18 protein-coding genes are annotated in these 13,059 nt (G+C 31.3%); all 18 read left to right on the forward strand.

The features are described from left to right. Positions 1-152: 152 nt before the first annotated feature. The 18 genes from BLS32_RS16230 to BLS32_RS16320 all read left to right on the forward strand — a co-directional run bounded on the left by BLS32_RS16230 (position 153) and on the right by BLS32_RS16320 (position 12,435). Complete coding sequence (locus BLS32_RS16230; protein ID WP_139171797.1) at positions 153-641, forward strand: hypothetical protein; 489 nt, start codon at positions 153-155, stop codon at positions 639-641. 1,131 nt (positions 642-1,772) lie between these two features. Next, positions 1,773-2,399 carry a hypothetical protein gene (locus tag BLS32_RS16245; protein ID WP_091398370.1) on the forward strand — a complete coding sequence of 209 codons (627 nt, stop codon included), beginning with the start codon at positions 1,773-1,775 and terminating at the stop codon, positions 2,397-2,399. 153 nt (positions 2,400-2,552) lie between these two features. Then, positions 2,553-3,074, forward strand: a complete 522-nt coding sequence (locus BLS32_RS16250) for a GIY-YIG nuclease family protein (RefSeq protein WP_091398373.1) — start codon at positions 2,553-2,555, stop codon at positions 3,072-3,074. Positions 3,075-3,238: 164 nt separating this feature from the next. After that, a complete protein-coding gene (locus tag BLS32_RS16255; RefSeq protein WP_091398376.1) occupies positions 3,239-3,832 on the forward strand; it encodes a hypothetical protein in 594 nt (197 codons plus the stop codon). 166 nt (positions 3,833-3,998) lie between these two features. Continuing rightward, complete coding sequence (locus BLS32_RS16260; protein ID WP_091398379.1) at positions 3,999-4,394, forward strand: hypothetical protein; 396 nt, start codon at positions 3,999-4,001, stop codon at positions 4,392-4,394. Next, positions 4,378-5,115 (forward strand): hypothetical protein, encoded by a 738-nt coding sequence (locus tag BLS32_RS16265; RefSeq protein WP_091398383.1) that lies wholly within the window; start codon positions 4,378-4,380, stop codon positions 5,113-5,115. Before BLS32_RS16260 ends, BLS32_RS16265 begins: the two co-directional genes overlap by 17 nt. A gap of 198 nt (positions 5,116-5,313) precedes the next feature. Further along, positions 5,314-5,763, forward strand: coding sequence for a putative polyvalent protein kinase domain-containing protein (locus tag BLS32_RS16270; RefSeq protein ID WP_255314677.1), 450 nt, complete (start codon positions 5,314-5,316; stop codon positions 5,761-5,763). An 8-nt stretch (positions 5,764-5,771) separates the two neighbouring features. Further along, on the forward strand, positions 5,772-5,960 hold the full coding sequence (locus tag BLS32_RS18765) for a putative polyvalent protein kinase domain-containing protein (RefSeq protein WP_255314678.1): 189 nt from the start codon (positions 5,772-5,774) through the stop codon (positions 5,958-5,960). Positions 5,961-6,118: 158 nt separating this feature from the next. Beyond that, the gene (locus BLS32_RS16275) at positions 6,119-6,910 is read left to right on the forward strand and encodes a hypothetical protein (RefSeq protein WP_139171798.1); all 792 of its coding nucleotides are present in this window, start codon (positions 6,119-6,121) and stop codon (positions 6,908-6,910) included. 170 nt (positions 6,911-7,080) lie between these two features. Further along, positions 7,081-7,479: a hypothetical protein gene (locus BLS32_RS16280; RefSeq protein ID WP_091398391.1), complete on the forward strand. Its 399-nt coding sequence runs from the start codon at positions 7,081-7,083 to the stop codon at positions 7,477-7,479. A gap of 157 nt (positions 7,480-7,636) precedes the next feature. Then, positions 7,637-8,416, forward strand: a complete 780-nt coding sequence (locus BLS32_RS16285; RefSeq protein WP_091398394.1) for a hypothetical protein — start codon at positions 7,637-7,639, stop codon at positions 8,414-8,416. Between the two features lie 149 nt (positions 8,417-8,565). Further along, the gene (locus BLS32_RS16290; protein ID WP_091398397.1) at positions 8,566-9,132 is read left to right on the forward strand and encodes a hypothetical protein; all 567 of its coding nucleotides are present in this window, start codon (positions 8,566-8,568) and stop codon (positions 9,130-9,132) included. Positions 9,133-9,310: 178 nt separating this feature from the next. Continuing rightward, positions 9,311-9,862, forward strand: coding sequence for a hypothetical protein (locus tag BLS32_RS16295; protein WP_091398400.1), 552 nt, complete (start codon positions 9,311-9,313; stop codon positions 9,860-9,862). Positions 9,863-10,032: 170 nt separating this feature from the next. Beyond that, positions 10,033-10,518 (forward strand): acetolactate decarboxylase, encoded by a 486-nt coding sequence (locus tag BLS32_RS16300; protein ID WP_139171799.1) that lies wholly within the window; start codon positions 10,033-10,035, stop codon positions 10,516-10,518. Positions 10,519-10,801: 283 nt separating this feature from the next. Continuing rightward, positions 10,802-11,050 (forward strand): DUF6364 family protein, encoded by a 249-nt coding sequence (locus BLS32_RS16305; protein WP_091398405.1) that lies wholly within the window; start codon positions 10,802-10,804, stop codon positions 11,048-11,050. Then, complete coding sequence (locus tag BLS32_RS16310; RefSeq protein WP_091398408.1) at positions 11,047-11,460, forward strand: PIN domain-containing protein; 414 nt, start codon at positions 11,047-11,049, stop codon at positions 11,458-11,460. Before BLS32_RS16305 ends, BLS32_RS16310 begins: the two co-directional genes overlap by 4 nt. Before the next feature lie 229 nt (positions 11,461-11,689). Next, positions 11,690-11,932, forward strand: a complete 243-nt coding sequence (locus tag BLS32_RS16315) for a hypothetical protein (RefSeq protein ID WP_091398410.1) — start codon at positions 11,690-11,692, stop codon at positions 11,930-11,932. Then, entirely contained in the window at positions 11,932-12,435 is a 504-nt protein-coding gene (locus BLS32_RS16320; RefSeq protein WP_091398414.1) for a hypothetical protein, read from the forward strand. The genes BLS32_RS16315 and BLS32_RS16320 overlap by 1 nt, the downstream gene beginning before the upstream one ends. Positions 12,436-13,059 lie beyond the last annotated feature (624 nt).

Here is a 13,059-nt window from a genome sequence, read left to right on the forward strand (position 1 = left end):
AATCGGCTGGTTTTGTGTAAATTGAAACACTTTTTCCATAATTTAGTTTCCGTTCAGCAGAGAATACTCTACTCCTATTTTCGCCGAATTCGCTTAGCCAGGAAACGTTGTGCGTGATTCCGCCAAAAATGTGCATAAAAATCGCAAAAAAAATGAAAATTCTATATTTTTTCGTTCTGTTCATTTCATCTCAAATCTACTCACAAGTAAATTCTAAAGTCAAAACAGAGCTTAATGAAACAGATTCCATTTATCTAAAATCTATTGAAAAATATCTAGAACAAAATGTAGCGTACTATAAAATACATTTTCCCAAAGAAATTATTTATAAAACAATCTACATTCAATCTGAAAAATTTCTAGAAAAACTTCCAGCCAAACTAAACGGATATCAAATTATACAAGTTGAAAATAAAGATTTACATAAGTACTTCAAAAATAACAAAAGTCAAATTACACTTGTCCAAATTTCTTCGATATCAATCGAAAACTCATTGTTTTATATAACAATTAGTCCATACTCTGTTGAGAAGAAAAGTAAAAACAAAATGAAATTTATACTCTCCGATTGGACAAATGTGTATTTTAGATTTGAAGGTGGAAAATTAGTTTTTAATAAAATTGAAACTGAAGGAATATAAAGAACCACGCACAACAGCCGGTAAGCTAATTACGCTGGTTTTCGGTAAGTTGAATGTTTGTTTTTCACGAAGAAAGTTTTATCTTGGCAGAGAAAACTCTGTCCGCTGGCATCGCGAATTCGCTTACCGGCGACACGTTGTGCGCCAGTTGTGAGCAAAAAAACTCAACCGGAAATTTTGGAACTCGAAAGAATAACTTGTAAAGTTTTGCACAGAAATTTAAAAACCTAAAAGTGGAAATTTGAAAAGTTTGCATTATAATTTAGAGATTTGAAAATAGATTTTTGAAAAGTTTTGCGCAAATTCAGAAACGTGAAAAGCAAAACTTGAAAAGTTTGCGTAATAATCTAGAGATCTGAAAAAAAGGATTTTGAAAAATTTTGCGTAGAAATTTAGAAACTTGAAAGTTTTACGCAAAAACACAAAAAGTGTAAACTTTAAATTTTGCACAATAAATCATAAAAACCAAAAAAACAAAGCGTAAAAGTTTTGCGCAGAAAATGAATATAATAAGAACTTTTTTCTTTCAATTCAACCGAACGCACAACAGCGGCTTCAAGCAATTGCGAAGTTTTTTCTAACCGGAAATTTTTATTTCACGAAGAAACATTATATTCGGCAGACAAAACTCAGCTCGTTTTGATTCGCAACTGCGTGATAGCCGCGAAACGTTACCCGCAAATTAGCTGCGAATAGTAAACAAATCACGATGATGAAAACACAACTTTACAAAAATATTGCTTTGTCCTTTATTGTTATAAATATCTGGACATTATATAGCTTTTTTGACTATTATAATTCTGTGGTAAACGATCAATACAATATGAGCAGCATGACGCTATTTTAACTTTATCGAAAGTGTTTGCGTAGCCATAGCTGTTGGTATTTTATTGATAATATTGAGGTTGACAATTTTCAAAAAACAAAAACAAAACATTCTAAAAAATAACTTCTTTTATATTTTAGTTGGTTTTTTTAATCTGAATCTTTTCGCTATTTGGATTATATCTTTGATTATGGGTTTTCTTCCATTTAAAATTGGCACTTTGTGGTTTATGTTAGGAATATCAGCGATCGCAGTTTTTATTCTTTTTGATGTTTTAAGAAAAAAACAGATGAGTCAACTTAAGTGTGAACAAGTATAATCTGCGGGTAACAGCGGCTAAGCGAGATTGCTGGTTTTCGGTAACCGGAAATTTTGTTTTCACGAAGAAAGTTTTATCTTGGCAGAGAAAACTCAGTCCGCTTAAATCGCAACCTCGCTTAAGCCGCGAAACGTTAGCGGTAATAATCAAGATAAAAATGCACACAAAGAAACCATTATTTGAAACCGAGATTAGAAAGCCCCAATATTTGCATTCTTTATCGCGTAGCTTAATAGTTTTACTTCCAGGTGCTTTTTTAATTTATGTTAGTAGAGCAAATTTTATTATTTTTTCTACATTAATTTTCATTTTTATTTTTCTTACTATATTTATAATTTTAAGAGGTTTGAAAACATTTCATCTGTATGAAGACTTACTAGAAGTTCGTCGACCATACTTAAAGAGTGAAATATTCGTCGTGAATAATATTGAAAAAATAGTATTTACTTTTACAGACAATCGTCGTCCAACGCCGCTTATTAGAATAATTTCTAGTAATTCAGAAAATGAATTTGCGTTATTTTATAAAGGAAAAATTTTAGTTGCTTTTATACAAAGTTTGAAAAAACTAGGAATCAAAATAGAAAACCAATTGAACAATTACTACCGCTAACAGCGGCTAAGCGAGATTGCTGGTTTTCGGTAACCGGAAATTTTGTTTTCACGAAGAATGTTTTATCTTGGCAGAGAAAACTCAGTCCGCTTGAATCGCAACCTCGCTTAAGCCGCGAAACGTTAGTTGCTATACCAAAAAAAACGCAATAAAATGAACGAAATTTTTAAACCTGAAAATTTCAAATCACTAAAGGATTTGGATGAATGCAAACTAAATTTCGCAGGAATTTATGCATTGAGAATTATGGATATTTCTTCTTTCCCTTTGCAACTTAGAAGTGAAATAGAAGACAAAAAATCTTCTATAATTTATATTGGTAAAGCGAGCAAAAACTTAGGCAAGCGACTAGAAGAAGAATGTCGAGGAAAAAGTCATGGAACATTTTTCAGAGGAATTGGTGCGCTTATTAATTTTAAACCGCCTAAGGGTTCATTAATTGGCAAAGCAAATTCAAACAATTATAAATTTAGTTCAATAGATTCTGCAAAAATTATAAATTGGATGAATGACAATCTTCAATTTGATTATTTAAAAGTCGAAAAGAATATTGATTTTATCGAGAAAGATTTAATTAAACATTTTGAGCCTATTTTAAATACAACTCATAATCCAAAAAAATCAAAATATTTAGCATTGCTAAGAAAGGAATGCATAAATATCGCCTTGGAATAGGTACAGCAACTAACCGCCTGTAACCGCAATCGCGGAGTTTTCGTTAAATTGACGCTTTGTTTTCACGAAGAAATTATATCTTAGAGGAGAGAACTCAGCTCGCTTTGATCCGCGACTGACGGTTACAGGCCAAACGTTGTGCGATATTATAGAAAAACATCATCATGAAAAGAACATTTACCATTTTTATATTGTTTTTTGTTTCAAATTTATTTCCGCAAACTGTTTCAGAAATTAATAAAGTAATAAAAATTCCTGATTCTTTGTCAAATGAAAAAGAAATAAGAATTTACAAAAGATATAGCATCACGAATGCTAGTGAGATTTTTCGAATGTATCAAACGAAAGAAAAGAAATGGAAAGCTGAACTCTATAAATATTATCACGAAACAAATAGTACTCAAACTAAATTTGAATTACAAAAACTAGAATCAAATACAGACTTGCGATTAGTTTGGCTTTTTTTTATAGAAAATGATATTCAAATTCTAAAAAGCATCAAACAAATCAAGCATAAACTTAAAGGAAAGCCAGAATATCAGTTAATCGATGGAGAATATGAAGTAATCAGTAGACAAATTCATCCATTAGACGGAATTGGTTACGAAGCTTTTGTAAGAACAGATAATTACAAACATAATTTTGATTTTAGTAATTATGATCAGTATTTAAAATATTATCCCAAAGTAGATGAATTGAATTCCTATTCTGAAATTATTAATATTTTACAAAAGGAATTTAATATTTGGAAATCATAACATCGCACAACCGCCGTTTCAAGATATTGCCGAGATTTCGGTAGCTGGAAGTTGCGGTTTCCCGAACATTGTTTATCTTCGGCAGAGAGTACTCAGCTCGCTTTGATCGGCAACATCGTGAAGCGGCCTAACGTTAGCAGATATTTAACCAAAAAACGTAAATAACATGACTCAAGAAGAAGAGAACAGAATTGACAATTATAGGATTTCAATAGAAAAAGGGAAATTATTTTTTAAACAAATAACTGATTACTATGCAAATGCGTATGTGCTAAATGAAACAGATGCTGTCGAATTTTCTGAAAATATTTTAAAGATAATTTATTTGTATAAACCGTATCTAATTGAAATAACCTATAATGAAGAATTAGACCTTGGACAATTTAATATTTATGAAAGTGAAATAGGAACGCATTTTATGCCGGAACCAAAATATAAATTAAAGGAGAATAGCTCGATATTTTTTGACTTTATCGGAAATGTTTTCATAGGTGACCCCAAATCTGCACATTCGACTCCAAGACGAGCAGCAGAACAAATAATTCGTGAAATTTGCAAATAAACATCTGCTAACAGCGGCTAAGCGAGATTGCTGGTTTTCGGTAACCGTAAATTTTGTTTTCACGAAGAAAGTTTTATCCTGGCAGAGAAAACTCAATCCGCTTGAATCGCAACCTCGCTTAAGCCGCGAAACGTTGGCTGACATTTATGAAGACCGCAGAACGAATAAACAAGAAATGATAACAAAAGAAGATTTAGAAAAGAAATACTCAACATTTTCAAATTCGGAACTGTTGGAAATTATACAAGATAAATTTAGTTATACTGATATAGCCGTTTTGGTTGCTATGTCAGAAATCTCTAAAAGAAATTTGAATGAACAAGACATAAAAAAATACAAGACCGCAAAAGAACTTGAAATCAAGAATTTTATTCAGAAAAATATTGTCGACGATTTATCATTTTTGCAAAAAAACTTATTCTTTTATATTTGGATTCCATTTCTAAACTTTCCTTTTAAAAGAAATTTTTTCGATGATGGTTTTGAGCTAAAACTCAAACAAGCTAATTATTATTCATGGCTAGGATTTGCATTTTGCGTAATATTGTCAGCGATTCAGTCAAATTATAAATTCTCAACAATTGTGTTTTTAATAATTTGGATGGCGACTTTTTTAGTTACATTTCTCTTTGATGAATTTTTTAATCGCCAAAGTCAAATTCGTAAATTGCAGAAAATTTTTAATATCGAATCGGAAGACGAAATTAGTCACAAAAACTAAACGTCAGCCAACAACCGCTTCAAGAAATTGCCGGTTTTTTTTAAATTGAAATTGTAGTTTCACGAAGAAAGTTTATCTTGGCAGAGAATAATCGGCTCGCTTTCATCGGCAACTTCGTGAAGCGGCGAAACGTTAGCTGTTATTTTTGAAAATCTCAAAAAAATCATGATTTTTCTTTAATTGAAAGTTTGATTATATTTGTCAAGGCAAAACCGTTTAAAATATGAATTACACAATATCCTTTCAGGAAAGAGCAAAGTTAGGTTTCGAACAATTATCCAAACAATCGCCGGTTACCTTAAAAATGGCGAAACAACAGGCCGAACAATTGAAATCGAAAAGCATTTCAAAAGTGAAGAAGCAAAGAGATTAGAAAACTATATTACGCAGAGTAATCTTTGGGTTAGAGATATCGATCTTTCTCAATATGTTAGTGAAGGCGCAGAACAAAAAGTATATCTGAAAGATTCGGAAAATGTATTGAAATTAAATGATTCAATTTATTACACTTCATGGAAAGATTACTTTTACAATTTATTGCTTCACAATTATTTTTTTCCAGACACAGCATATGAATTGATTGGTTTTACAAAAGACAACGATATTTTGTATTGTGTAGTTCAACAATCTTATGTTGCCATTCAGTAAATACTGATTTGCAACAAGTCAAAACATTTTTAACACAAAACGGATTTGAGAATAATCGTAGTAATGATTATTTCAATTCTGAATTAGGAATTATATTAGAAGATTTACACGACGAGAATGTTTTGACAAGGAATGAAATCTTGTATTTTATCGATACCGTTTTCTATTTGACTCCGGAATTTTGGTCTGAAGATTAAAACAACAGCTAACCGCCGCTTCAAGAAATTGCCGGTTTTAGGTTATTGAATGTTTTGTTTCACGAAGAATGTTTTATCTTGGCAGACAGAACTCAGCTCGCTTTCATCGGCAACTTCGTGAAGCGGCAAAACGTTGGGCGAAAATTCAGACATACATCATGAAAATACATTTAGTCATTACAATTTTGTTAATTACCATTTTATCTGGCTGTAATTCCGAAAATTCATCTGGAAAATATTTCTTTTATTCTTCGCCATCATTTCACGAAGGATTCGATATAGAACTTGATTTAAAAAATAGACGAATTAGCGCAAAAGAGAATTATCAATATTTTTTTGCTGATTCATTATCGCCAACGCTTTTCCGAATGATAGATTCTCTTGACGCGCGAAGTGTGAAAAATTTTCTTCCAAAAGGAAGTAATATAACTGTCGAAATAAGTGACTCAGAATACGAGAAGTTGAAAATAAATTTGGATAAGCTATTAGATTATAAACTATCTGAAAGAGAAAAAATACCACCAAATGACGGAATTACAATTTTTGTAGAAGATAGCGTTGGCAACAAGAATATTCGGAGAAATACTTTTTATTCACCATCTAAGAAAACCAAACAAGGAAAAATTATAATTGAGACCTATAAAATTTTAATAGATATCTTTAAAAACAAAACTGTTATAGAAGAAAGTATAGAAAATTCTGAAAGATATTTTGATGACAAACTTATAAAAGTAAAAAGTCGGAATCCGTTGTACGTAAAAGTGCTAGAAAACAGAGATGAGAATTGTGAATCGTTAGAGTATGAAATTAAACAATTGCCGAATTCAAAAACGATTTTTCTCGACCTAACAAATTTTGACGGAGATAAAAAATGTATCGAAAAAGTCTTTCGGAAGAAATATTCAAAAATTAAATGGATTTCAAAAGATTCACCATTTGCAGAACCATAGAATCTTCGCCCAACCGCCTTTAACCGCAATTGCTGATTTTCGGTTTACAGAACGTCTATTTTCACGTAGAAAGTTTTATCTTGGCAGAGAAAACTCAGCTCGCTTGCATCAGCAACTGCGGTTACAGGCCAAACGTTACCTGCAAGCTTCGACCAAAATTCGTATAAAAAATGAAATATCAAAGCATTTTAATTTTGTTGTCTTTTTCGTGTCAATCAAGTTTGAAAAATGAACCAAAAAAGTTTGATGAAAAAATAGTCGATTTCATTATTGAAAACTCGAGCAATAAATATCTAGAATTGGAAAATTTGTACGATTCATTACCTCATAAAATTTTAAATGACGTAAATGAAAAACTCATTCTTGTACAAATTCTAAAAACAAAAGGTTTTACAGTCATCAATTGGGGAAGAGGAAATCATCCATTAGGCCCAAGAATAGTTTCAATTACTTTGAAAAATGCTGAATGTGAATGCGAAGTAGATAAAATATATTATTCAACAGATGCTCTTCCAGAAGAAATTTATAAAATAACTGAAAGGATTAAATGCAAAAAAGCCAGCAGGTAACCGCCGGTAAGCGAATTACGCTGGTTTTCGGTAAGTTGAACGTTTGTTTTTCACGAAGAATGTTTTATCTTGGCAGAGAAAACTCAGTCCGCTGACATCGCGAATTCGCTTACCGGCAAAACGTTAGCAGAAACCACAAAAAACAACCTTGACAAAAATGGAAAATTCAGAATTAATTGAAATACCAAAATATAAAGTTTACAAAGATCGCGCGATTTGGGTAGGAACGTTTTTAGGAGGTCCATTAGTAGCTGGTTATTTAATAGCAGAAAATTTTAAAGCTTTTGGCGAACCAGAAAAAGCAAAAAAAACTTGGATTATTTCAATAGGTGTTACAATATTAATATTTGGAGGATTACTTTTAATTCCTGAGAATGCTAAAATTCCAAATCAAATTATTCCAATTGTTTATACAGTAATTGCTTATTATTGTTTAATACATTTTCAAGGACAAAAGATAAATAATCACATTGAACGTAATGGAGAACTGTATGGTTGGTGGAGAATCATTGCAATCGGGATTATTGGAGTTATTGTAACTCTCGTAACATTTGTAAGCATTGGGCTTTTATCCGATACAATATCAAGTCCAACAAATAATTTGCCAACCGAAATAACTATGAAATATGGCAAAATGAATCATGAAATTGTTTTTGACTCACAAAATGTTTCGAAAAAAGAAGCTGATGAAATTGCCAAAGGGTTTACAAAAACAACTTTTTTTGATCTAGCTATTACGAAATATGTCTATTTAAAAAAAGAAGGAAGTGATTATATAATTTCTATTTCATGTGATGAATCAATTAAAACTGATAATGGAATGGAAGCAGTTTTTGGAGAATTGAGAAATGATATGCAAAAATTATATCCTAGTAATAAAATAAAATTTAATCTAGTTGTTGGAAATCTTGACAATATTGTAAAAAAGTTAGAATAAGTGGCATCTGCTAACAGCGCAACTAAGCAAGAGCTTGTTTTTCCTGGGTTGAACGTTTATATTTCACGAAGAAAGTTTATCTTCGGCAGAGAGAACTCATTCCGCTTTTCCGCTCCTGCGTAGTTGCGCGAAACGTTAACTGAAATGCTATGAAAAATCGATTACTACAGACAATAATTCTTTTATTTACATCAATCTTATTTGGACAATCTCCAAAAGAAATAACAAAATACTTGAAAACGCATTATGCAGGTAAACCAGAGGAATCAAGTGTCGGTTATTACTTGTACACGAACGATACTTTAAAAATTTATCCAGACAATGTTTTAGCAAATGTTCTTCCTAAATATAAATTTTACAACTTTATTATTGATGAAAAAGGCTGCTATGGATTTAGTTCGAGAATTGGAATAATCACAAAAAATGACAAGGATTTAGTCGAACAGTTTGGATTATGGGCAATTGGTTCAGACCAAGATTTTAATCCTGAGTTCATAAATATATTTAAGACTAAGCGAGTTAGAGATGATAAAGATTTTGAAGCATATGTATTCAGTATAGCCAAACTATTATTTTCAACTTATTATGAAAACGAATTTAAGAAAGGTTTACACACAAAAAATTGTCAGACTTTTGAAAGTAAAAATAGAGGAATTATTACAATTGAATATTCAAATAATCAGATTACGAATATCAAATATCGTATGGTGATATAAAAAGCACATCAGTTAACCGCACCTAATCGAAACTGCTGGTTTTCAGTGAATAGAACCCGTATTTTTCATAACTTCGTACGCGGTAACAGAGAATACTCAGCTTCGGTCGCCGCAGCTTCGGTTAGCTGCCAAACGTTAGCTGTCATGCCGCTGAAATTCGTGCTAAAATTGAAAATCAATGAGATATAGAATAAAAATTTTACAAATTATCCTTTTTGTTAGCTTATCGATTCATGCGCAAAACAATGCTGCCAAAATTCATATTCGTGACTTGAACTCAAAAAGCATAGAAGTTAATTCTGGAGGTAAAATTTATAACTATGATTTTATCTTTCCACAAGTAATGTCTATTGATTCCTATTTCGTATCGACAACAGACGATATATTTTATATTAAATACGAATATACAGGTTCGGCAATTTCAAAGTATTTTGATCTAGTTGGTTTTAGGTGGAAAGATGGAAACATATATCTCAAAGAATACGTGATAATGAATAACCAAAAAGGCAAATGGACAGGAGTTGCCAGAATATTAAATGAAAAATTGGTTAAGAATTACGAAGATGTAGAAAGCATAATTACATCTTTTAAAAATGAAAGTGAGGTCAGCGTAGTAAGAAATTCAAAACGTATTGGTAAGATAAAAATTCCAAAAAAAATTGCGACTGAATTAATTATAGATGACAAAATTTTTTTTGAGATTCTAAATGACGCAAAAAAGTACAAGTAATGGCACGAACAGCTAACCGCCTGTAAGCGAATTGCGCTTGTTTTGAGTTGCCGGAAATTGTAGTTCCACGAAGAATGTTTATATTCGGCAGAGAAAACTCAACTCGCTTGCACCGCGAATTCACTTACAGGCAAAACGTTACCAGTAATGCCCAAAAAACGTATATCATAATGAGAAAATTTTTTCCAATTCTTTTTATTTTCTTTCTGAATAAATCATTTGGACAAAATGAACAGATTAGAAAAGAAATTACGGCAGATATATTACAAAATGCCTACAATTATAGTAAACCGAAAGTTGTAAATCAGTTAGATAAAAGCAGAATTGAAGAACATTTGCAGAGTTTAATAGAAAGTAAAAATGGTTTTTTCGCTCAAAGGATAAATAATTCATCTGATTCATTAAAAAGTATAGTGATTACGAAAGATGAGAGAAAATATTTAATAAAGTCTATTCGAAATCAATATGATCTGAAGTGGAGAAAAGAAGATTTTGAAAATTATGAAATATTAGACAAAGATGACTCGGAAAGTTACTTAAAGTCAAAAAAAAAGAATACAACTGTAGAAATTTCTAATCCAATCTTTTTAGAAATGAAGAATATGCTATGGTTTACTTTGCAAATTATATTGGAAAATCAGGAGAATCAGGTTTGAATGTATATAAAAAACAGAATGGTATGTGGAAGATTTGGGTTCGAATAAGTTCTGTCGAATATTAACGGCACTACTGGTAACAGCGGCTAAGCGAGATTGCTGGTTTTCGGTAGCCGGAAATCTTGTTTTCACGAAGAAAGTTCTATCTTGGCAGAGAAAACTCAGTCCGCTTGAATCGCAACCTCGCTTAAGCCGCGAAACGTTAGAAGAAATTGCAAAAAAATCGCGATGACATTAAAATGCGTCCATAAATTCATATATTTGTACGTATAAAATATTTGATATGGATACTAAACTCACATTAAAGCTAGATCAAGAAATTATTGAAAAAGCTAAGTTATATGCGTCGGAAAAGAAATTAAGCTTGTCCAGGTTAATTGAGAATTATCTTAACTCTTTGACTTCTGACAAACCCAAAAATGAATTACAAATATCGCCTTTTGTAAAAAGTCTTTCTTCGGGAATTACAATTCCCGCAAATTATGATTATAAAAAAGATCGCGTGGATTATTTAGAGCAAAAATACAAATGACCAGAATATTTTTAGACACTAATGTCATATTGGATCTATTAGCGGAAAGAATTCCTTTTTTTGATTCAATTGCCAAAGTAGCAACTCTTGCTGATCAAAAGAAACTTATTTTAGTTGTTTCTCCGTTATCGTTCACAACTGTAGAATATATTTTAAATAAATTTGAATCTTCCGAATCCGTTTTAAGCAAATTGCGAAAATTTAAAATCATTTGTGAAGTATGTGAGGTTAACGAAGAAACAATTGAAAAAGGACTAAATTCAAGTTTTAAGGATTTTGAAGATGCAGTTCAATATTTTACTGCAATCCAATCCAGTTGCTCAATTATTATTACTAGAAATGGAAAAGATTTTAAGAGCTCAACAATTCCAATTATGACTGCAGAAGAATACCTGAGCAGTATACTTTAAGAGCAACTTCTTCTAACAGCGGCTTCAAGCAATTGCGAAGTTTTTTGTTACCAGAAATCTTTATTTCACGAAGAATGTTTATATTCGGCAGACAGAACTCAGCTCGCTTTCATTCGCAACTGCGTGAGAGCCGCGAAACGTTATGGGCAATTTGTTGAAAACTCCTTTCACCTAACAAAATTTTCATTTCATTAAATGTTAAATTGCTGATTAATAAATTATAACCTTTATGAAAGATATTATCATTCGTCAGTATTTAGAACAACTTAAATCGGCAAATTCAAATACAGAACTTAGTTCAATTTTAAGTGAAATAATTAGATCCGGAGTTTCTATTCCAGAGTTAATGATGTATTTTAAAACGCATCAGGGCGATTTTGAAACTAAATCACAAGATCATCAAAATACAATTTCAAATTCAAATAAGGCACAAGTAATTATGCAATTATTAATGCAAAAATTAAATAGATAATGTGTCCTTTAGTTACAGACTGGATTAGCGCAATTTCCTCAGCGGTTTCCGCATTCATTTCCATTTTAGTTTTATGTGTTGCTTGGTTTCAAATTAAACAAGTAAAAGTTCAACTTAAAAGTTTAGCCGAGAGCCAGAAAAACAGCACTTTAATGACTGTATTAGAGTTAGAAAGCGAAATGAATAAACGAAAAGAAAATCTTGATCATTATAATTTTGAACTTCGTCAATATGGAATTGATGTTAACTCTAATAATCGAGAACTGAATAATGATTCAATAGATTTGTTTCAAGACAGAATTAAAGTAGCAAGAGAAAATTATTTAAACTCTCTAGATCGTTTGTCATATTGCATTATTCATAATTATCTTTCTGACAGAGATTGGAAAACAGAATATAGAGATGTTCTATTTGACGCAGTAGATAATTTTAGTGACTGCTATGGCGTTTCGTCAAGGTTTTGGAACACAAAAAAGCTGTATGAAAAATGGAAAAACGAATAATCAAAATTGGTCAAACTGCCCATAACCGCCGGTAACCGCAATTGCTGATTTTCAGGTTACAGAACGTTTTGTTTTCACGAAGAAACATTATCTTGGCGGAGAAATCTCGGTCCGCTTTCATCAGCAACTGTCGGTTACCGGCCTAACGTTGTGCGTCAGTTGTGAGCAAAAAATCTCAACCGGAAATTTCGAAACTCGAAAAAATAAACTTGTAAAGTTTTGCACAGAAATCAAAAACTTGAAAATGGAAACTTAAAAAGTTTGCGAAATTTTTAGAGGTTTTGAAAACAGATTTTTGAAAAGTTTTGCGCAAAAATTCAGAAAAGTAAAAATAGAAAACTTGAAAAGCGAAAACTTGAAAAGTTTGCGCAGTAATCTAGAAATCTCAAAAAAGGATTTTGAAAAATTTTGCGTAGAAATTTAGATACTTAAATTTCTTGCGCAAAAAAAACACATAAATGTAAAAAGTTTAAACTTTGAATTTTGCACAATAAATCATAAAAGCAAAAAAATAAGAAAATGTAAAAGTTTTGCGCAGAAAAAAATGAATTTAATACGAACTTTTTTCTTTCAATTCAACCGAACGCACAACAGCGGCTAAGCGAGATTGCTGGTTTTCAGTAA

Source organism: Flavobacterium noncentrifugens, assembly GCF_900100375.1.
Lineage (GTDB): Bacteria > Bacteroidota > Bacteroidia > Flavobacteriales > Flavobacteriaceae > Flavobacterium > Flavobacterium noncentrifugens.

Coding starts and splice junctions, on each gene's coding strand:
- BLS32_RS16230 (WP_139171797.1), top strand. CDS start 153: ATGAAAATTCTATATTTTTTCGTTCTGTTCATTTCATCTCAAATCTAC.
- BLS32_RS16250 (WP_091398373.1), top strand. CDS start 2,553: ATGAACGAAATTTTTAAACCTGAAAATTTCAAATCACTAAAGGATTTG.
- BLS32_RS16255 (WP_091398376.1), top strand. CDS start 3,239: ATGAAAAGAACATTTACCATTTTTATATTGTTTTTTGTTTCAAATTTA.
- BLS32_RS16260 (WP_091398379.1), top strand. CDS start 3,999: ATGACTCAAGAAGAAGAGAACAGAATTGACAATTATAGGATTTCAATA.
- BLS32_RS16275 (WP_139171798.1), top strand. CDS start 6,119: ATGAAAATACATTTAGTCATTACAATTTTGTTAATTACCATTTTATCT.
- BLS32_RS16280 (WP_091398391.1), top strand. CDS start 7,081: ATGAAATATCAAAGCATTTTAATTTTGTTGTCTTTTTCGTGTCAATCA.
- BLS32_RS16285 (WP_091398394.1), top strand. CDS start 7,637: ATGGAAAATTCAGAATTAATTGAAATACCAAAATATAAAGTTTACAAA.
- BLS32_RS16290 (WP_091398397.1), top strand. CDS start 8,566: ATGAAAAATCGATTACTACAGACAATAATTCTTTTATTTACATCAATC.
- BLS32_RS16295 (WP_091398400.1), top strand. CDS start 9,311: ATGAGATATAGAATAAAAATTTTACAAATTATCCTTTTTGTTAGCTTA.
- BLS32_RS16300 (WP_139171799.1), top strand. CDS start 10,033: ATGAGAAAATTTTTTCCAATTCTTTTTATTTTCTTTCTGAATAAATCA.
- BLS32_RS16305 (WP_091398405.1), top strand. CDS start 10,802: ATGGATACTAAACTCACATTAAAGCTAGATCAAGAAATTATTGAAAAA.
- BLS32_RS16310 (WP_091398408.1), top strand. CDS start 11,047: ATGACCAGAATATTTTTAGACACTAATGTCATATTGGATCTATTAGCG.
- BLS32_RS16315 (WP_091398410.1), top strand. CDS start 11,690: ATGAAAGATATTATCATTCGTCAGTATTTAGAACAACTTAAATCGGCA.
- BLS32_RS16320 (WP_091398414.1), top strand. CDS start 11,932: ATGTGTCCTTTAGTTACAGACTGGATTAGCGCAATTTCCTCAGCGGTT.